The sequence below is a fragment of the Pseudomonas sp. PLB05 genome, assembly GCF_021106615.1.
Classification (GTDB): Bacteria; Pseudomonadota; Gammaproteobacteria; order Pseudomonadales; family Pseudomonadaceae; genus Chryseomonas; species Chryseomonas benzopyrenica.
In genome coordinates this window covers 46,569-67,747 of the sequence record NZ_JAJOHO010000007.1, presented here as the reverse complement: position 1 = coordinate 67,747, position 21,179 = coordinate 46,569, and the positions used below count along the sequence as shown (strand labels likewise).

At 57.7% G+C, this 21,179-nt stretch carries 13 protein-coding genes and 1 pseudogene; all 14 read left to right on the top strand.

What is annotated here, in order from left to right; all coding sequences use genetic code 11:
- On the top strand, nt 1-194 hold a 194-nt coding region (locus LRS53_RS23125), incomplete at its 5' end, for an IS3 family transposase (protein WP_231357432.1).
- Nucleotide 195: 1 nt separating this feature from the next.
- Nucleotides 196-423 (top strand): annotated as a pseudogene (locus tag LRS53_RS23120) (ATP-binding protein); the annotation flags it as partial.
- A gap of 248 nt (nt 424-671) precedes the next feature.
- A complete protein-coding gene (locus LRS53_RS23115) occupies nt 672-1,001 on the top strand; it encodes a hypothetical protein (RefSeq protein ID WP_143075332.1) in 330 nt (109 codons plus the stop codon).
- Nucleotides 1,002-1,230: 229 nt separating this feature from the next.
- Nucleotides 1,231-3,597: an EcoAI/FtnUII family type I restriction enzme subunit R gene (gene hsdR, locus LRS53_RS23110; protein WP_093257603.1), complete on the top strand. Its 2,367-nt coding sequence runs from the start codon at nt 1,231-1,233 to the stop codon at nt 3,595-3,597.
- Between the two features lie 38 nt (nt 3,598-3,635).
- On the top strand, nt 3,636-4,610 hold the full coding sequence (locus LRS53_RS23105; protein WP_231357431.1) for an HNH endonuclease: 975 nt from the start codon (nt 3,636-3,638) through the stop codon (nt 4,608-4,610).
- Between the two features lie 21 nt (nt 4,611-4,631).
- The gene (locus LRS53_RS23100) at nt 4,632-4,955 is read left to right on the top strand and encodes an HNH endonuclease (RefSeq protein ID WP_231357430.1); all 324 of its coding nucleotides are present in this window, start codon (nt 4,632-4,634) and stop codon (nt 4,953-4,955) included.
- Between the two features lie 2 nt (nt 4,956-4,957).
- A complete protein-coding gene (locus LRS53_RS23095) occupies nt 4,958-6,427 on the top strand; it encodes a type I restriction-modification system subunit M (RefSeq protein ID WP_093257601.1) in 1,470 nt (489 codons plus the stop codon).
- On the top strand, nt 6,424-8,115 hold the full coding sequence (locus tag LRS53_RS23090; protein ID WP_093257599.1) for a restriction endonuclease subunit S: 1,692 nt from the start codon (nt 6,424-6,426) through the stop codon (nt 8,113-8,115). Before LRS53_RS23095 ends, LRS53_RS23090 begins: the two co-directional genes overlap by 4 nt.
- A 17-nt stretch (nt 8,116-8,132) precedes the next feature.
- The gene (locus LRS53_RS23085; protein ID WP_093257597.1) at nt 8,133-9,215 is read left to right on the top strand and encodes an endonuclease NucS domain-containing protein; all 1,083 of its coding nucleotides are present in this window, start codon (nt 8,133-8,135) and stop codon (nt 9,213-9,215) included.
- 49 nt (nt 9,216-9,264) lie between these two features.
- Entirely contained in the window at nt 9,265-11,613 is a 2,349-nt protein-coding gene (zorA, locus tag LRS53_RS23080) for an anti-phage ZorAB system protein ZorA (protein ID WP_093257595.1), read from the top strand.
- Nucleotides 11,613-12,377: an OmpA/MotB family protein gene (locus LRS53_RS23075; RefSeq protein WP_093257593.1), complete on the top strand. Its 765-nt coding sequence runs from the start codon at nt 11,613-11,615 to the stop codon at nt 12,375-12,377. Before zorA ends, LRS53_RS23075 begins: the two co-directional genes overlap by 1 nt.
- A gap of 68 nt (nt 12,378-12,445) precedes the next feature.
- Nucleotides 12,446-14,329 (top strand): EH signature domain-containing protein, encoded by a 1,884-nt coding sequence (locus LRS53_RS23070; protein ID WP_231357429.1) that lies wholly within the window; start codon nt 12,446-12,448, stop codon nt 14,327-14,329.
- Nucleotides 14,330-14,338: 9 nt separating this feature from the next.
- Nucleotides 14,339-17,377 carry a DEAD/DEAH box helicase gene (locus LRS53_RS23065; RefSeq protein WP_093257588.1) on the top strand — a complete coding sequence of 1,013 codons (3,039 nt, stop codon included), beginning with the start codon at nt 14,339-14,341 and terminating at the stop codon, nt 17,375-17,377.
- Between the two features lie 137 nt (nt 17,378-17,514).
- Nucleotides 17,515-20,754, top strand: a complete 3,240-nt coding sequence (locus LRS53_RS23060) for an SNF2-related protein (protein ID WP_231357428.1) — start codon at nt 17,515-17,517, stop codon at nt 20,752-20,754.
- Nucleotides 20,755-21,179 lie beyond the last annotated feature (425 nt).

Genomic DNA, 21,179 nt, shown 5'->3' with positions numbered 1-21,179 from the left:
CTGCCTGTGAAGGCTTCTTCGGTCAGCTCAAACGGGAGCGCGTTGCCCATCAGTCGTATCGAACTCGTGATGAAGCACGGGCGGATTTATTCGACTACATCGAGCGGTTTCATAACCCACGAATGCGTCGTAGAGTCGCCCGGCAAGATCTGGAGTTTTCAGCCCTTTTCAAACCGTCCGTGGAAATGGGGTAGAACCCGCCTGGCCTATGCCGACCTGCTGCAGGAGGCGGGGCGGCCGACCCTGATCATCCTCGACGATGCTCTGGTACATAGCGATCAGCAGCGCCTTGCGCAGATGAAGCGGGTGCTCTTCGATTCTGCCCAGCGTCATCAGGTGCTGCTGTTCACCTGCCATCCAGAGAACTGGCGTGATCTTGGCGTTGTGGCCCGAGACATCGAAGCCCTCAAGGCTGCTGTGTAGCACTGCGTAATGGGTCTGCTTTCTTGACAGGAGTCTGCCTTGCAACACGTTGGCTAACGTCCTAACTGACGGTGTTTGAGGATGACCTGCTCGAAAACTTGACCTGTATGAACGCCCATTATTGGTGTGTCTAGATGGGCGACATATCCTCTCACTGTGCCCGCTGGGATCGGGTAGGGAAGGACCCTGAGGTCAGGGTTGACTGCATGAGGGTCGTGCAGACAGGCATCAGGCAGAGGAGCAGGGCAATGGATCTCGCCACGCATGCTGTGCAGCGTTGCAGTCAGCGCGGCATTCGCAAGCAACAGATCGAGTGGCTGATTACGTTCGGCTGCCATACCTGGAACCGCGGTGCGAAGGTCTATTTCTTCGACCGTAGCCATTTTCAGCGCTTACTCAATGCTGTTTGTGGCCGAGATCGTCAGCTGGCCGAGAAAGTGCGTAATTGTTATGCGGTAATTGATGATCAGCAGGTCATCACGGTGGGGCACCGTGAAGCAGCTTTTTGTACCAGCAAACCAGGCCCTCACCACCAGCGTCGTTGCGATTGGCGGCACGGAGAGACACGGGCTGCCTGACTTTTGGTTGAAAGCTGAACAATCGTGCAAAAAAGCCACGATTAAAGAGTTCTCAACCTTTACCCATGCAGTGTCGGTGGATATTGTGACGAGATTCGCAACCAGGCAGGTGTCGACCGCTTCAACGCATTGGATGTCATCAGTGCATTGTGCCAGCGCGTAAAACCGCCGCGCAGTTGCTGGCTGCCTTCAGAGGTAGCCATTTAGGTGTGTTGAGTAGGACAGGGATATGGACAAGAAATCGCTTTCCGAGCGTGATATCTGCAGCAAATTCATTTCCCCTGCCATTGGTAACGCTGGCTGGGATTTGCATAAGCAGGTACGTGAGGAAGTCAGCTTCACCAAGGGACGCATTATCGTGCGCGGCAAAATGCACAGCCGTGGCGAGTCACGTCGAGCTGACTACATCCTCTATCACCAGCAGAACCTGCCCATTGCCGTCATCGAGGCGAAGGACAACAAGCACTCGCTCGGCTCCGGCATGCAACAGGCCCTCGGCTATGCCGAAGCGCTCGACGTGCCGTTCGTGTTCTCCAGCAATGGCGATGGCTTTCTGTTCCATGATCGCAGCGGCACCGGCGCGCAGGTTGAAACCGAGCTAGGGCTCGACCAGTTTCCCAGCCCGGACGAGCTCTGGCAGCGGTATTGCCAATGGAAAGGCCTGGATGGCGCCGCTCGGCAAAAGATCGAAGCGCCATACTACGACGACGGCTCCGGGCGCATGCCGCGCTACTACCAGATGAATGCCATCAACCGCACGGTTGAGGCCGTAGCGCGTGGTCAGGATCGCGTGCTGCTGGTGATGGCCACCGGCACCGGTAAGACTTACACCGCATTTCAGATCATCTGGCGGTTGTGGAAGTCGAAGCAGAAGAAACGCATCCTCTTCCTCGCTGACCGCAATATTCTGGTCGACCAGACCAAGAACAACGACTTCAAGCCCTTCGGCCAGGCGATGACCAAGATCGCCAAGCGCCAGATCGAGAAGTCTTACGAGATCTACCTGTCGCTGTACCAGGCAGTGACTGGCTCCGAAGAAGAAAAGAACGTCTACAAGCAGTTCTCCCCGGATTTCTTTGATCTGGTGGTGATCGACGAATGCCACCGTGGCAGCGCTGCGGAAGATTCCGCCTGGCGCGAGATTCTCGAGTACTTTTCCAGCGCCACTCACGTCGGCCTGACCGCCACGCCCAAGGAAACCAAAGACGTTTCCAGCATCACCTATTTCGGTGAGCCGGTGTACAGCTATACCTTGAAGCAAGGCATCGAGGACGGCTTCCTCGCCCCCTATAAAGTTGTGCGCATCGACTTCGACAAGGACCTGCAGGGCTGGCGTCCGCCCAAGGGCATGCTCGACAAGAACGGCGAGCTGATCGAAGACCGCATCTACGACCTCAAGGATATGGATCGCCATTTGGTCATCGAAGCGCGTACCCAGATGGTGGCGCAGAAGGTCACCGAGTTCCTCAAGGCCACCGATCCGTTCCAGAAGACCATCATTTTCTGCGATGACATCAACCACGCCGAGCGCATGCGCCAGGCCCTGGTCAACCTCAACCCCGAGCGCATCGCGGAGAATCGTAAGTACGTCATGCGCATCACCGGCGATGACCAGGAAGGCAAGGCCGAGCTGGACAACTTCATCAACCCGGAGGCGCGCTATCCGGTCATCGCCACCACCAGCAAGCTGATGACCACTGGCGTCGATGCCCAGACCTGCAAGCTCGTGGTGCTCGACCAGCACATAAAGTCGATGACCGAGTTCAAGCAGATCATCGGCCGCGGCACGCGCATCAACGAGGACTATGGCAAGTTCTGGTTCACCATCATGGACTTCAAAAAAGCCACCGAGCTGTTCGCCGATCCGGCATTCGATGGCGAACCCGTGGTGATCTACAGCCCTGAAGGCGATGACTCGCCCGTGCCGCCAGATAGTCCTCTGGCGGACGAGGAAGGCATCGTCGACGGTGGCAATTGGCTGCCCGAGGGCGACGAAACCGATGGCGGCGAAGAGGGCAAAAAGCGCATCAAGTACGTGATCGACAACGTGCCGATCCACGTCATTGCAGAGCGCGTGCAGTACTACGGCCCGGACGGCAAGCTGATCACCGAATCGCTGCGCGACTACACCCGCAGCTGCGTGAAAAAGCAGTTCGCGTCTCTGGATGACTTCCTGCGCCGCTGGACGGATGCCGAGCAGAAGAAGGCCATCATTGACGAGCTCGCAGCCCAAGGTGTGATGTGGGAAGCCCTGGACGAGGAAGTACAGGCCAAGCGCGGCCAGCCGCTCGACCCCTTCGACCTGATCTGCCATATCGCCTTCGACCAGCCGCCGCTGACTCGCAGGGAGCGGGCCGAGCAGGTGAAAAAACGCAACTACTTCGCCAAATACTCCGGCGCCGCCCGCCAGGTGCTGGAGGCCTTGTTGGACAAGTATGCCGACACCGGCATCGAGCACATCGAGGACATCAAGATTCTCCAGCTCGATCCTTTCAGCCAGATCGGTGCACCGATTGAGTTGGTCAGGGCGTTTGGCGGTAAGCCTGGTTATCAGCAGGCGATTCAGGAGTTGGAGAGTGAGCTCTATGCATCCTGATAGGCGGCCGGCTTATCCGCGTGCTTTAAGGACCGAGTATGGAGCTTAAGGACAAGGGGCAGTGGCGTACTTTCTTGGCCTCAGCCATGGACAGCGCGCCGACGGTTACGCCTGCCCGAGCTATCAGGCCGGTAAGCACTGACGAATATCGGCAGGCATTGCAAAGCCTTGCGCCCGCAATTACTGAGAAGCAGCGGCGCATGCTAATCGGGCATGCCCAGGCTCCGGGCCACGCAATCACCATGTCCGAACTCGCTGCTTTGGTGGGGTTCCCGGGTTACAGCGCTGCAAATTTGCAATACGGCCTTTTGGCTGGAAAGTTGGCTGATGCCCTGAGCGTCCCGCGTCCGAGCTTTCTGGTGTACGTCCTTGCCAGTTTTGATGACGATCCAGGCACGTCTCATAGCCGAGCTCATATGTACCCCGAGCTCGTCGAGGCGCTGCAGCAACTGGGTTGGACCGAGAGCGAGCCCATGAATCGGGACGAGGGTTCGAGCACAGAGGTGGGCGGTGACTCGCTGACAATTCAGCAACTCATGATGACGCTGGAGCGCCAGGGGTTCACTCGACCTGTGCAATCAGGCCTGAAAGTGCTGCGTATGGAACATCCGTTGCTGCCTCAGCCGTTATTCGTCAAACAAAGCACCAGCGCTCAAGCTCGGCCAAAGACACCGTTGGTATTGCATCCGGATTACGAAAGCCAGCTACCTGAGCTGCTAGCCATCAGCGGTGTTGAGCGCAGCGATGGGCGTTACTACCACAACAGCAACCTGCGCGGCTTTCCCAAGCGCCGTAATGGTGGGGCGACTGATATCGCCTACGGCTTGGATCTAGGCCTTCGGCATGTCGCTGCCCTGGAGCAGTTGTTGGCGCATCTTCTGGGTAAGGCGTCAGATACTGCGACTCTGGAGCCCAGCCATACCAACGTGCTCTTGCCGAATGACTTTGGCTTGCAAGACCAGGCAGTAACCGACACCGAGCGTGACGCCCTGATCAAGGCCCGCATTGGTTAGAGTGGTTATCGCGATGATCTGTTGGCCTACTGGGGTGGCTGTGCGGTGACCGATTGCAGCGTACCGGAGCTGCTGCGCGCCTCGCATATCAAACCCTGGCGCGCTGCCAGCCCGACCGAGCGGCTCGATCCATTCAACGGCCTGCTGCTCACACCCAACCTCGATCTTGCCTTCGACCAGGGCCTGATCAGTTTCGACGACCAGGGGCAGATTCTGATAGGTGAGGATCTCGACCCCGACAGCGCCCGTGCGCTCAACATCACCCCGCATCTTCGCCTGCGCCAGATCGAGCCGCGTCACCGCGCCTATCTGGCCTGGCACCGTGAACACCTGTTTAGGAAGTAAGCATGTCCATCAGCAGTACCATCAAATCCATCCAGGACATCATGCGCAAGGACGTCGGCGTCGACGGCGACGCCCAGCGCATCGGCCAGCTCGTGTGGATCCTGTTCCTCAAGATCTTCGATGACCGCGAGCAGGAGTGGGAGTTGCTGGATGACGCCTATCGCTCGCCGATTCCGGAAAGCTGCCGCTGGCGCACCTGGGCGGCCAACCCGGAAGGCATCACTGGCGATGAGTTGAAGAACTTCATCGACAACAACCTGTTCCCGCAGTTGCAGAACCTCCACGAATACAGCATCACTCCAGCCGCCTACGTGGTGCGTGGCGTATTCGAGGATGCCTACAACTACATGAAGTCCGGCCAGCTAATCCGCCAGGTGATCAACAAGATCCAGGAGGGTGTGGACTTCAACAAGGCGCAGGAGCGTCATGCCTTCGGCGACATGTACGAGCAGTTGCTGCGTGACCTGCAGAATGCAGGCAACGCCGGCGAGTTCTACACCCCGCGCCCGGTCACCGAGTTCATGGTGCGCATGGTCGACCCCAAGCTGCACGAGAAGGTCATGGACCCGGCCTGCGGCACCGGCGGCTTCCTCACCTGCACCATCGAGCACAAGCGCAGCCGCTATGTGAAAACCACCGAGGACGAGCGCGCCCTGCAGGCGAGCATCTTCGGCGTGGAGAAAAAGCCGCTGCCGCACCTGCTGGCCACCACCAACATGATCCTGCACGGCATCGAGGTGCCCAGCCAGATCCGCCACGACAACACCCTGAGCAAACCGCTGATCAGCTGGGGGCCGGGCGAGCGGGTCGACTGCATCGTCGCCAACCCACCGTTTGGCGGCATGGAAGAAGACGGCATCGAAACCAACTTCCCCGCCGCCTTCCGCACTCGCGAGACCGCCGACCTGTTCCTAGTGCTGGTCATGCACCTGCTCAAGGACGGCGGCCGCGCCGCCGTGGTACTACCGGACGGCTTCCTCTTCGGTGAAGGCATCAAGAGCCGCATCAAGGAAAAGCTGCTGACCGAGTGCAACCTGCACACCATCGTTCGCCTGCCCAATGGCGTGTTCAACCCCTACACCGGCATCAAGACCAACCTGCTGTTCTTCACCAAGGGCACGCCGACCAAAGATGTATGGTTCTACGAGCACCAGTACCCGGCCGGTTACAAGAGCTACTCCAAGACCAAGCCCATGCGCATCGAGGAGTTCGCCGTCGAGGAAGCCTGGTGGGGCAGCGAGGCCGACGGCTTTGCCGCGCGGGTCGAAAACGAGTTCGCCTGGAAGGTCAGCTTCGACTATCTGCAAGGCCGCAACTGGAACCTCGATTGCAAGAACCCGCATATCGGTGAGCAGGTCAGCCACGACCCGGAGGAACTACTGCGTAACTACGCTGCCCTGCAAGGCGATATCAGGGACCTGCGCGACCAGCTCAAGGCTGTGCTGGCCGAAGCCCTGGAGCGCCAGGTATGACGGCGTTGCTCACCGAAAATATGCCGCTGCTGGCGGGCGCGCCGAATGGCATCAAGAAACTGCGTGAGCTGATTCTGGAGCTGGCGGTGCGCGGCAAGTTGGTGCCGCAAGATCCGAATGATGAGCCGGCCAGTGAGTTGCTTAAGCGGATTGCCGAGGAAAAGGCGCGGTTGGTTGCGGAAGGGAAGATCAAGAAAGCGAAGGCTACACGTGAAGAATTAGCCGAGGTTTCTTATGAAATACCTTCCAGTTGGGCAGTAGCTTCGTTGGGGCAGGTGGTGGAGATCGTGCGCGGTATTACTTTCCCTGCGAGCGAGAAATCAAAAGAGCCTGAACCTGGCCGTGTTGCGTGCCTGCGTACCGCAAATGTGCAAGACGAAATTGAATGGGATGACCTTCTCTATATTCGAGAAAGCTTCGTCTCTCGTCATGACCAGTACGTGGAACCTCATGACATAGTTATGTCGATGGCGAACAGCCGAGAGCTTGTTGGGAAAGTTGCTTTGATTGGCGCTGAGCTGAAGCAAAAAACAACATTTGGTGGATTCCTTGGTGTTTTGCGACCGATGCTAATCGAACCGCGATTTGTTATGGCTTTGCTGCGGACCCCAAATGCTAGAAGCGCCCTGATTGATAGCGCGAGCCAGACCACGAACATTGCAAACGTCTCACTGGCCAAGTTAAGACCTTTGCCATTTGCAATCCCACCCCTCGCAGAACAACACCGCATCGTCGCCAAAGTCGATGAACTGATGGCCCTGTGCGACAGGCTGGAAGCCCAACAGGCCGATGCCGACAGCGCCCACGCCCAACTGGTGCAGGCGCTGCTGGGCGGCCTGACCCAGGCCCGCGATGCCGAGGACTTTGCGCAAAGCTGGCAGCGTCTGGCCGAGCACTTCGACACCCTGTTCACCACCGAATCCAGCATCGACGCCCTCAAGCAAACCCTGCTGCAACTGGCGGTGATGGGAAAGCTGGTGCCACAAGACTCCGGCGATGAACCGGCGAGTACGCTGCTCAAGCGTATTGCCGAGGAAAAGGCACGGCTGGTGGTGGAGGGGAAGATCAAGAAGCAGAAGCTGCTGGCACAGATTGGAGCAGATGAGGGATCGAGCAAGGTTTCAAGTGGCTGGGAGCTTGTTCGATTCGGTCAACTAATTGAGCTGATTTCTGGGCAGCATCTAGGTCCTGATGAGTACTTTGACTCCCCGCAGGACGGAGCCATTCCGTATCTCACAGGCCCAGCGGAATTTGGAGAAGTTCATCCACAGCCGACGCGATTCACTCATGAGCGGCGAGCCACCTCAATCCAGGGAGACATACTGTTGACAGTTAAAGGCTCTGGAGTCGGTAAAACCAACTTTGTAGACCAGGTAGAGCTCGCAATTAGCCGCCAGCTTATGGCCATTCGCCCAGTTCTGCTCGACACGCAGTTCACACGATATTTGCTGCTCTCAATGGCTGAGCATTTTCAAAGTAAGTCCATCGGTATAGCAATTCCAGGCATCTCCCGTGAGGATGTGTTGGACGCACCAATAGGGCTTCCCCCGCTCCCGGAACAACACCGCATCGTCGCCAAAGTCGATCAACTAATGACCCTCTGCGACCAACTCAAAGCCCGCCTTGGCCAGGCCCGTCAGGTGCATGAGCAACTGGCCAATGCCCTGGTCGAGCAGGCCGTGGCCTAAGCAACAGGAGTGCAGGGATGCCCATTCGTACGCAAATCTGGACTGTCGGCGCGCAGCCCGCGCCGCTTAAAAACGCCGTGCTGGCCAGCGAGCAGTTTCTCGAAAACATGATCGTCAGCGCCCCGGCGCTGCTGTCCGATGACTGGCTGTTGATCGGTCGGCAGGAAAGTACCGGCCAGGGCGGGCGTATCGACCTGCTGGCGTTGGCGCCGGATGCCTCGCTTGTGCTGATCGAACTCAAGCGCGAGCGCACCCCGCGTGAGGTGGTGGCGCAGGCGCTGGACTATGCGGTGTGGGTCGAGCGCTTACAGACCAACGATATCGAGGCCATCTACCAGCGCTTCAAGCCGGGTGCCGACCTGGCGGCGGACTTCCAGGCACGCTTTGGCGCGTCGTTGGAGGCAGAGGCGCTGAACCAGAGCCACCAGATCGTCATCGTCGCCGCCGAGCTGGATGCCAGCAGCGAGCGCATCGTCGGCTACCTGAGCGAGCGCGATATCGCCATCAACGTGCTGTGCTTCCAGGTGTTCCAGTTGGGCGAGCAGCAACTGATCAGCCGCGCCTGGCTGCTCGACCCAACCGAGGCGCCGCAGGCCAGCAGCGCCAGCAAGCCCGGCATGCCGGCCGAGCCGTGGAATGGTGAGTTCTATGGTTCCTTCGGCCACAGCAGCACGCGCGACTGGGCTGAGGCACGACACTTCGGTTTCATTTGCGGCGGTGGCGGCAGTTGGTACAGCAACAGCCTGAAGATGCTCGCCCCCGGCGATCGTGTGTGGGTCAACGTGCCGGGCGCCGGTTACGTCGGTGTGGCCAAGGTCACCGGCCACGCCACGCCGGCCAGGGACTTCTGTCTGCTGCACAACGGCGAGGAACGCCCGGCGCTGGATGTGCTGCAAGCGGACTACCACCGCGAGTTCGTCGACGACCCTGAGCGCTGCGAATACTTCGTGCCGGTGCAATGGCTGCACAGCCTGCCGCTGAACGAGGCGGTGAAGGAAGTCGGCCTGTTCGGCAACCAGAACACCATCTGCCGCCCGACCACGCCGAAATGGCGGTGGACGGTAGAGCGGCTGAAAGAGCGTTTCGGCCTGCAAGGCTGATTCGAAAACGATCAATTTCCATTAACCCTGCTGTATTGGAAGCTTTGCCATGATGGATCTGCTGCAACACCTGATCCCCGATTTCGCCCATATGTTCAGTGCCAACCCCAATGGCATCAGTGCTTGGTTCTGGCTGGTCACGGCTTTTATCTTCGGGCTGTCGTTGTTTTTTTTGCTGCAGCACTTTCGTCACTTCCGTGCCCGTATGCGCGCATTGCATTCGCTGCTGGAAGGGCAGAGCAAGGAAACCTTGGCGCTTAGCCGGCGCGAGACCTTGCAGAAAGCCCAGGGGCTGGAGGCCTCCAACGTGGGCATGCTGTGGCGCGAGTTCGATGAGAGCCTGGTGCTGTCGTCCGATCAGAAACAGCTTTTCAACACTCTGGACGCCGAGCATTTCTTCAACGCCCGTTCGTTGGCCAGCGGCCTGACGGCCAGCCGTTTGCTGGCGGCGGCCCCCAGTTTTCTGGTGGCCATTGGTGTGCTCGGTACCTTCGTCGGTCTGACCGTCGGCCTGGAAGGGCTGGTGGGCACCTCCGATGAGATCGAGGCGCTCAAGGGCGGCATCAACAAGCTGATCTCGGGTGCTGCGGTAGCCTTTATGACCTCGGTCTGGGGTGTGGCCTTCAGCTTGCTGCTGAACATTATTGAGAAGCTGTTCGAGCGTAATGCGCTGCGAGACATTCAGGCCTTGCAGCATGAGATCGACTTCCTCTATCCGCGTATTCTGGCCGAGCAGTCGCTGGTACATATCGCCGAGTACGGCAAGGAGAGCAAGGAGGCGCTGCAGGAGCTGCATGAGCGTATCGGCGACCGCCTGCAGGAAACCCTGCAGGGCATGAATGAGGGGCTGCAACAGGCTCTGACCGACTCGCTTAATAACATCATGGGGCCGGCTATCCAGACCTTGGTTAACTCGACCAGCCAGCAGTCCAGCCAGGTGATGGAGAAGCTTGTCGGTAGCTTCATGGACGGTATGAGTTCAGTTGGCCGCGAACAAGGTCAGCTTATGCAGCAGGCAGCCGCCGATGTGAATGCTGCGGTAGGTGGCATGAGTGAGCGACTCAATCACCTGTTCGGAACGCTTAGCGAGCAGCAATCCCAGCAGCTGCAAAATTCCAGCGAGCAAAACCGTCGTTTTGAAGAGCAGCTGCAACGTATCAGCATTGGTGCCGAGGAGCGGCAGGCCAAGCTGGAGGGGCGTTTTGGCGAGCTGGTGGGCAATCTCACTTCCCAGCTGGACAGCCAGCTAGGTGCGGCGTCCCAGCGTGATGCAGAGCGGCAGGCACTGTTCGAGCGGCAGTTGGCGGAGTCGCGCGAAAGCCAGAACCAGCTGCTTGGGCGTTTTGCCGAGTCGACCCAGAGCCAGCTTCAAGCAATGGCCGAGGCGGGTAACGAGCGGCACAACAACCTGGAAAAAGTGTTCTCGCGCTTGATGATGAACCTGAATACCCAGCTCGACAGCCAGATGAGCGCCGCCGAGCAGCGAGAGCAGGCGCGCGCGCAGCGTCATGATCAGCAGCAGGGCGAGTTGCTGGAGCGCCAACAGCAGCTGCTGGGCAGTTTGGGGCAGACCAGCCAGCAGCAGATCACGGCGATGACTGAGGCCGCACAGCAGCAGCAGCGCGAGCTGCAGGACACGGTGAATCAGCTGTTGGGCGGATTCAGCCAACAGATCAGTGCGCAGGGTGAGCAGGCTGAGGCCCGCGAGCAGGCCCGCCAGCAACGCTTCCAGGAACAACTTGAGCAGGTGGCGGTGCAGCAGCAGGAATTGCTGGCCGGGCTGGCCAGTGCCGTTCAGGCCACTCAGCAGCAGAGCCGCCTGATGGCTGAGCAGCATCAGCAGTTGCTGGGGCAGTTGCAGCAGGCCTCTGCTGCCGCAGCGCAAAGCAGCAAGCATATGGATAGCAGTGCCAATCAGTTGGGGCTGCTATCGGCCAATGTGCGATCGGCGGCGGAGCTGCTGGGCCAGCGCCTGGAACAGGTGACTCAACGTATCGAGCAGGCCGGTGGACAGAATGCCGAGTTGGCCGGCCAGTTGCAGCAGCAGGCCACTACCTTGGCTCAATTGCAAGGCACCTTGCTGGAGGGGGCTCAGCGTTTCGAACAGGCGGCCAGCGAGGCGCGCAATGGCTTTGGCGAGATGAAGCAGACTCAGCTGGAGTTCCTTTCTGGGGTGAAACACGAGTTCACCGCATTGGGCGAAACGCTGCGCTCCCAGGTCGAGGCCATCGAGAAACAGGCTGAAGAATGGCTGCGCAGCTACGCCGGCGAAGTGCGTACGCAAATCGACGACCGCATGAACAAGTGGAATGAGGTGTCGTTGTCCTACGCTGACCAGATGCACCGCACGGCACAGGCCATGGGCGGTATTCTGGATGAGCTGGAGGCGCGACCCTGATGCGCTTTCGTAAATCACATGAGGCGGCTGTCGACGAGGAGAACCCGTACTGGATGTCCTTCTCGGACATCATGTCGGCGCTGCTGGTGATCTTTATCCTGGCGTCGGTGATTTTGATCCTGCAGTTGATGGAGATTCAGCAGGAGCTCAAGGAGCGCCAGGTTCAGTTCGAGGAGGAGATTGTCGAACTGAAGAAGGCCGAACAGGTGCGCCGAACCATTCTCGATGAGGCTGTGGAGGCTTTGCGCAAGCGCGGCATCAAAGTTGAGGTGAGCGAGAACCATACCGTGCTGAGTATCCCCAACGAGCTGTTGGGCTTTGATACTGGCGCTTATGAGATCCATGCGGCGTATCAGGCTCAGGCCTTGGAGATCGGTAAGGTCATCAATGAGGTGATCTCGCGAGAGGATCGGGTGGAGTTCCTCGACACGATCTTCATCGAGGGGCACACCGACAACCGGCCACTGCAAGGCTTTATGGGTAAGGGGAACTGGGGGCTTTCAACCTTCCGCGCCATTTCGCTCTGGCAGTTCTGGGGCGGTGCATTGCCCAGCTCGGAGCAGCTGTCGCGACTGAACAACAAGGACGGCAAGCCCTTGTTCTCGGTCAGTGGCTATGGTGAAACGCGGCCTGCTGTGGCCAAGCAGCTGACGGAAGAGGACTTCAAACGCAATCGGCGTATCGACATCCGCTTCACAATCCGCCGCCCAGACAGTGCTGAGTATGAGCAGATCAAGGGGCGTCTGGATGAGGTGCGGCCATGAGGCTGCCTCCGGTGGAGTGGCCCAGTACGGGCTGGAGCTCGCACCAATTTGAGCGTTGGACCGGCTTGGTGGCCAAGGCCGCCAGACTGGAAAAGAGCACAGGCAACAACGATGCCTTTGAGCGCGTGTTGGCGATGCTGCGCAATATGGCCAGTACCGGGCGTTTTGATGGGCTGCCAGAACTTCTGCGGCGGCGACTTACGGCGCGCGCGCTCAGCTGGCTTTGGCTTAACGATGAAGTGATTGCCAGTCGCCTGCTTAACCCAAGGCTGCTAGGCGCCTTGTTGGAGGCGCAACAGCCCAGGCTGACGCGCATGACCTTACAGCAGCTGGCGCAGCTGTATTTCCGTCGTTTTGACCAGCTGGATGAGCGTGAGGGGTTACGTGAGTTGTTGGAGCAGAGCTTGCTGCAGCAGCTGGAGAAAATGCCGCCGCCGAAGATTCAGAGTTCATTAGCGGACCCGTTGGTGACGCTCAAGCGAGAAGGTCATTGGCTATTGGGACTCGATGGCCCGAGCCGGCTCGCCGAGCGGGTGCGGCAGAAAGGGCATGAGCTTGGCGAGACTTTCAACGAGCTTGGGCTGCAGGGATTTGATGATGGTCGCTTCGGCGATATCTGCCGTGCACATTTCTATCTCGAAACTCTACGCAATCTGCCATTGGGCGCATCGGATCCAGTGCTGGATGAGTTGCTCAAGCCCTCCGTGGCCAAGGCTCCATTCGAGGGCTCAAGACGAATTGGCCATGTAGCGCTGGAGATCCTGATCGACCGGGCCGGGCAGGAACCGGGGGAGGTTTGGCAGAACTTCATTCTCAACCTCGCAGGCGACCCGCGTATTTCCAGTAATGCCAGCAACTACCGGGAGTGGTGGCATCCACTTGGCGAGGCGCGCATTCAGAAAGTGCGCGGCTGGCTGTCCAAGGAAGATCTGCGGCTGTTCCTGCAGGCGGTTGAGCAGTTTGGCATCGAGACGCAGAACAGTGATTTGCAGCGCATGTTCCCGGCGCGCAGGTTGTTCCTCGAAGGGCTTTTCAAGCTAAAACTAATTCGTAACACCCGCTTGTTGCTAGGCGGCAAGGCACAGCAGTCGGTCAAGCGAATACTGGGCGCAGATGTCAAAACCAGCTTTGCCCGCATGGACGGGCAGATGAACGACAAGGCGGTGATCTATCTCGACTGCGGCGATTTTCATCTGGTCGAGGGCTCGCATAGCTTCAAGATCTGGGTTTATCTGGCGGCGCCTGGCGAGACGTTGCGCTCCTATGAGCGTAATAGCTTCAGCCACTATGATTTGACTACGACAATTCCAGACACCTACCGAAGGCTTTATCCAGGGCTACCCCAGGATGCATTCACCCACCACCCGCCGCTTGCTTGGCAGAACAAAGTATTCACCTTCCTAGCCAACAACGGTATTGAGCTGGATATCGAACAGTTGCTGAGCCGAGGTGATTACCAACTGTCGCTGCGTAAGTTTGGGATTCCTGAAGTTAAGCGCAAGCGTCCGGCTCCCCCTGTTTCCACCATGCCCAAAGCGGCTTTGTCGAATGCACATGAAGTGCAGGGCTCTAAAACTCCTGAACCGCGTGCGGCTCACCTCGGCGCCGAGGGCGCGGGAGAAGCGCGTGTAGTTACGCCAAAGGCTGAGTCTCCAGTTACTCCATTCGGTGCTGTCAAACCAACAGCGCATTCGAAAAGCGTTTCGCATGCGACTGATACAACTCGGATTCCAGGGCTGAGTACATTCGCCTTGAGGGTGCTGTGGTATTTCGTCGATAACCCGGGCGATAAGGTTCGCTATGCGGCAAATGTCCTGGGGGTAGAGGCGCGTGAGATCAATCAGCTTCTGTATGGCCCCTTGAAGGGCATGTGTATCCAGGATCAGTTGCATGGTTGGACCGTGGCGGATGAGATCCGCGAAGCGCTCCAGTCTTCCCAACAACAAACGTGAGACTCGTAAATGCGCCTGATGGATGTCCTGCGCTCATTAATCGGTGAGCGAGATGAGCCGCTAAGTCCGTTGGATGGCTTCCGTTCGTCTGCCGATTCTAATGGTGTGAATTTCTATCTGCCATTGCCGTCGTTCAAGGCGCTGCAGACAGGCCAGGGCAATGCTCTGGAGAAGATCCAGCTAATCGTTCTGAATATGCTGGCGGAGCAGGGGATCGCTGAACCTACCGCCAATGGTTTTCACATCGGTGCAGAAGACGTAGCAGGCATGGACCTGGAGCAGGCGGATATCTTGCGCTTGCCCAGGCGCTTTCCAGGGCGCTTTGTGACTTCGATCAGTGGCCGCACAGGCAACAGCGGCTTTCGTGTCGGCATTAACGTCGAAATGCCGGATGGTGCTGCAGCTTTCAGTCGTAAAGGCCCGTACCTCTGTCTGACGAGTACGGAGTCCTATTGGCTGACTCCTGCAGAGCTGATGGGGTTGATGGCTTGGGAAAGGCATGAGTCTTTGGCTGGCGAACAACGCGGCGAGGCGGCCAACTTGCGTCTGATGGCTGAGTTACAGACGGCAGCGCGCAGCGGTATGCGTATTGATCTGAGCCACTTTGAACGGCTCGATGTTGTGGTGCCTGACAACGTGGGTGTTTTTGCGACCCGCTTGCCGGATGGCAGCCTGCAGCTTTGCCCCAGCCTGGGCGATGGGGCAACTCCAGATCAGCTGGAAAAGCGCTGGGCTCAGCTGGATATGTCTGCCGATGGCGGCGTTTTACGTATCGACAATCGCGTGGTGCTGCTGGATCAGGCCAGGATGGATGGCATCCGCAACGTGTTGGCGAATAAGCGTATTCCGGCTGATCAGGTAGCTGAGTTCATTGCTATGCCCACGGCCTTTCTGGATGCCGCACTGGTCAACCTTGAAGTGGGCTTTTCTGCGCGTGTTGCTGGGGTTGGCAAACTGCAGCACATGGACTTTGGCGCGCTTGATGCGACTAAGAATGACTGGTTCGCGCTGGACAAGAGACCCTCTCCTCCAGAGGCTTTAGCAAAGCTTATTCAGTCTCCCGAGGAGTTGCAGCGTTTCGAAGAGGTTTTGCAGGCGGCAAGAGAGCAGGGGGCCTCGACGCTTTCGTTCGCCGGTGAGGCTATCGATATTTCCGATGCGCCAGTGGTTGAGCAGCAGCTTGAAAGGGTGCGGCAGACCCTGCAGAAAAGATCCGCCGCTGAGGTGGAGGAGCGGAGCGGTGCAAGCACTGAGGGACCAAAGGAGAAGGTCGGCGTAATCCTCAAGGACGCAGATGAAATAAATTCCGAGTTGTTGCAGCGGGCCAATCGGGCCAGTCTGTCCAAGGAGCCTGATTGGGCTGCCTATGCCAGGCAGCCATTCCCTCACCAGCGTGACGGCATCGAGTGGATGCTCAAACTGTTGGGGAGCGCCCTTCAGGATGATCATGACGACCTTTATCGCCTGCAGGGTAGTCTGCTCGCTGACGATATGGGCTTGGGCAAGACCTATATGTCGCTGGTTGCTGTGGGTGAATACCTGGCAAGCCAGCGGGCAGCAGACAAACCGCAGAAGCCGGTGCTGGTGGTTGCCCCCTTGAGTCTGCTGGAAAACTGGGAAGATGAGGTGGGCAAAACGTTCACCAGCATTCCTTTCCGCGACGTGGTGGTGTTGCAGTCCGGGCGGAGTCTGAACGAGTTTCGTATCAAGGGTGCAGAGCGCGAGTCTGTTCAGTTGGCATCCATGATCGATGACAGCGGCATGATGGATGAGCAGAGCATTCGTTACGCGCTGGCAGTAGGGCCTGAGGCGGGTGTTCACCGGCTGGATATGGACCGCCGCTTGGTCCTGACGACCTACCAAACCCTGCGTGATTACCAGTTCTCGTTATGCCGAATCGACTGGGGCATGGTCATTTTCGATGAAGCCCAAAACATCAAGAACCCCAATGCGCTGCAGACTCGTGCGGCTAAAGGGCTCAAGGCGGACTTCAAGCTACTGGCAACCGGTACGCCTGTAGAAAACAGCTTGGGAGATTTCTGGTGCCTGATGGACTCCGCGCAACCGGGATTGCTCGGAAGCTGGGAAACCTATCGGGATACCTGGATCAAGCCCATTCTGGCAGCTAGTGACGAAGAGCGAGATTCTGTCCGTGCTCAGCTAGGTGAGAAGCTGCGTAAGGCCGTTGGAGTCTTCATGTTGCGGCGAGTAAAAGAGGACCAGCTCAAGGGCTTGCCGTCGAAGTCGATCCTGAGCGGTGTTGCGCAGGTTTCGCGTGGTATCCAGCACTACGCTCCCGAGCTTGGTGCTGTGATGAAGGGTGTGCAGCTGCAAACCTACGACGAAGTGTTGGACGGCTACCGTTCACGCCGGGCTAGCGCGGAAGACATGCGTGGTACTGCGCTGGCTGCATTGACTCAGCTGCGCTCAATTTCACTTCACCCACGTCTAGACGATGAGACTTCCCTTTATAGTCGCGATGCCCAGCATGCGCGGCAGCTAATGATGGAGTCCGGCAAGCTGGCTGTCATGCTAAAGCTGCTGGATGAGATCCTTAGCAAGGGTGAGAAGGTCATCCTATTTATGATGACCAAGCGTCTTCAGCGTCTTTTGAAGCTCTGGCTTGATCAGATCTATGGCTTGGATGTCGCCATCATCAACGGTGATACCAAGGCGGTGGCCACGCGGGAAGAGGATATGACCCGCAAAAGACTCATCGCTGCATTTGAGCAAAAAGATGGCTTCAACCTACTCATCATGTCTCCGGTCGCAGCAGGCGTTGGCTTGACCGTTGTAGGGGCAAACCACGTGGTGCATTTGGAGCGGCACTGGAATCCGGCTAAAGAAGCACAGGCCTCAGACCGGGTTTATCGAATTGGCCAACAGAAGGATGTGTTCATCCATCTTCCTGCGGTTACCCATCCGCAGTTCGACTCGTTCGATGTGCATCTGGATCGTCTGCTGCGTGGAAAATTGATGCTCAAGGATGCAGTGGTGACGCCTGAGGCTGTGAGTGAAGGGGAGATGATTCAGTCCATGGGGCTCTGACTTGGACAAAGTAGTTCCTGGCTGCTCTCTCACTGCAGCTAGCCTTGTGCTTTTAGATCTCGAGTTGCGGGAAATCTGCTCGTTTTTTAAGCAGAGGCCGCTAGGAAGGAGCACATCCAACAGGTGTGGTGATGAGCATGCAAGGATCGCTGTTTGATGAGATAGCGCTGAGCAGTACCGACCTGCCGTCACAGGCACGGATGCCAATCAACCTTTCGGCCCGTAAAGCCTATTCAGTGTTGATGCCAGACCTGTGTAGACCAGGCGATGCGCTGGTCATTACCGGCTACAGCGGGCTAGATCAGCTGATTCAGCTCATTAATCAGCGTGGTGCCAGCGAAAAGCCTCTGCGTTTGATCTTGGGTTCTGAACCAGTGTCAGCTAAGCGCGCAGGGCTTAGCCTCAAACGTTACGACTTCCCCGCAGAGGTGAGGGAGTACTGGCTCAAGCGAGGCATTTCGTTATCGCTCAGCGGTTCGATCATCCACTGCATCGAGTTGATTCGAGGTGGACATGTTCAAGTCCGTTACCCCACGGGCACCTACCGGTTGCATGCAAAACTTTATTGCAGCGAAGAGGCTGTCACCCTGGGCTCTAGCAACTTCACGGAGCCTGGTTTGTTCTTCCAGCACGAGGCTAATGTCCGCTTTACTCGTAAGGAGAAGGCTCGCTTCGATGAGGGCTGGAGGCTAGCGGAGTACTTCTGGAATCTGGGTGAGGATGCCAATGGTGATTTATTAGCTTTGCTGGATCAGCTTCTCAAATTTGTGACTTGGCAGGAGGCTCTGGCGCGAGCGTGTGCGGAGCTTTTAGAGAGCGACTGGGCTGCTCACTACCTGCGCTCGTTGGCTGGATTTCAACAGGTCAGCCTCTGGCCTTCGCAGCAGCATGGAATTGGCCAGGCGCTTTACTTGCTCGATACGGTGGGCGGGGCGCTTGTGGCAGACGCTACGGGCTCTGGTAAAACCCGCATGGGAGCTCACTTGTTACGTGCCGTGCATGATCGTAATTGGTCATCTGTACGCACGCACAAGAGCTCCATGCTCATGGTTTGCCCACCGCTGGTAAGTAACAATTGGGAGCGGGAGGTGGCTAAGTGTGGTTTTAACCTCGCGATAGCATCCCAAGGGTTACTGAGCCGTTTGGATGATCGGGAGGGGTCTGCGTTGGCAACGCAGCTCGCCTCCGCTCAGACCTTGGCGGTCGATGAGGCACATAATTTTCTTAGCCAAACCTCCAAGCGCACACGTCATTTGCTGCACAACCTGGCGGATCAGGTGGTGCTGTTCACAGCCACGCCAATCAATCGCTCATGCGCGGACTTGCTCAGGCTGATTGATATTTTAGGCGCCGACAATTTCGAGGATGACGTCCTGGGAATTTTTGAGCGCTTAAGCCGCGGCAGTACAGCCCTCTCGGACGTTCACCCTCAGGACTTGGCTGCGCTGCAGGCGGCTATTGCCAGTTTCACCCTGAGGCGCACCAAAGCTCAGTTGAATGCAATGGTCGAGAGGGATGAAGAGTCATATCGCTTGCCGAGTGGGCGTGTATGCCGCTATCCGAAGCATGTATCTCTGACGTATGGGTTGGGCGAGTCGGAGCAGGATCAGACGCTGGCGGAGCAGATTCGAGTATTGGCTCGCAACCTAAAAGGCATCGGCCATTTTGAAAAGCCGCTGGTCTTGCCTGAGAGCTTGGCCCGTCACGGGATGACTGCTGATAGCTATTTGCAGATGCGATTGAACGCAGCTAGCTCCCTGGCCTCCCACCATGTGATGGCCAGTTTGCGTTCATCACGACTTGCTCTCTACCGACACATACTGGGGGAGAAAGCCGCACTTGAGCAGATGGGCCTGCAGGGCAAGATCGAGAGCTCTGCAGACGACGCCACTGGTGACATGCTGCAACGCATCGCTCAATTGATGGGACGGATTCCCGAGAACCGGCTGGGAATAGCGCTGCCTGCATGGCTCAGTGATGAGACGGCTCACCGCCAGGCATGCGACGCTGAAATTCACATCTATAAGCTCATCTTGAAGCGTCTGACAAAGCTCAGTGGTGGTCGGGAGGAGCGAAAAGCACAGCATCTGCTCGACCTAGTGGCGCGCCACGATCAGGTGATAGCGTTTGATCACTACCCACTGACTTTGCGTTACATCAAGTACCTACTGCAGAACTCTGCCCGCCCGACAGGTATCGAGGTGTTGCTAGGCGTTGGCGGTGACAAAAAGAATAACGAGCGACTACAAAAGCGGCTGGATCCCGAATTAGGAGGAGGGCGCTTAATTGCTCTTTGCAGCGATGCCCTATCTGAAGGGGTGAATCTCCAGCGAGCATCAACTCTAGTGCATTTGGATATGCCTAGCGTGGTGCGGTTTGCAGAACAGCGAGTGGGACGTATCGACCGTATGGATAGCCCGCACGATCAAATCGAGTGCTGGTGGCCAAAGGATGCTGTGGCCTTCGCGTTGAAATCAGACGAGCGTTTTGTCGCCCGAGTCGAAGAAGTCGATACGCTCATCGGTGGCAACTTGCAGCTGCCTGATGAGATGCGTGCCACGAGTGAGCCTGCTGTGGTCACACCAGAGGATATAGACAGGGAGCTGCGTGAACGAGAGCGCCGCTCGTGGGATGGAATCGAAGATGCTTTTACGCCCGTCAGAGAGTTAATTGAGGGGCAGGCATCACTGGTGGATGCGGATCTGTATCGAGCCTACCGAACGGAGCAGGCCAAGGTGCTTTCGCGGGTTAGCCTGGTCCGTTCAAACGAGCCGTGGCTGTTTCTGTGTTTGGCAGGTGAGGAGTCCAGAACGCCTCGCTGGGTCATGATGACCGAGCAAGACGCAAAGCCACTGACCAATTTGCACGAAATCGCACAACAGCTTCGTTGCCGGCTCTCCGAGGATGTCGAAAGCCTTAAACCTACCAGGGGGGCAATGTCGGCTCTGGAAAAGTTCTTAAGCCGTTTAACCGAGATGGAAAAATTACTGCTACCGAAGCGTAAACAGCGCGCGCTGGAGCAGATGAGCTGGGCAATTGCTTTATGGGTGGGTGATCGTCAATGGATCACGAGCGTTGATGAGGCTGACCAATGCAAAGAGTTACTCGATTTATTGCAGGGGACTCGCCTGCATGAGAGTCCAGATTGGGGGCAACTGGCAGACTGCTGGCTCGATCTGGTTCGCCCACGCTGGGCGGAGTACTTGCACCAGAGAGGGCGGAAGGCAGGGGTAATGCGTTTACGCGACCTCCAGGCCAGTTTGAAGGCCAAACCGATTTCAGCTAGCCAGTTGTTTGGCCGGGTATCGGGAATTGACCTTCGACAGCGCTGGGAGGAGCGGATAGTTGCCTGCATTTTCGGGTATGGAACGTCTTGAAGGCTATTGCTTCGATAGAAAGGTGGCAGTGCTGATAGCTGTTCCTGACGGACATCAGAAGTCATGCCGGAACATGATTAGTAGTGTAAAGACTGGCCTAAATCGGTGAATCGTGTAGGTCTGCCGAAGGGCATGGGGTTCATCTCAATCAGATGAACCCAGGTCCAGCCTTGGTTTGACCACTTCCGGCGAAAAGCTGCCTGTTACCAGCGGCCAAAACGGGGGGTAATCCAGAAGCGAGTATCGAGTGTCTACCAAGTCGGGGGCGGCTCACAGTGATGGTTATATTCTGCCTGCCTGCTAGCCAACTGCGCCGACAATTTGGGCGCACGCAATAGGAACCCATCCCTCAGTTGTTCATGTTCGCTACCGTTGCATGAGGCTGTATTCGGATCCAACCCATCGTAGATCACTTGGAAATCAGC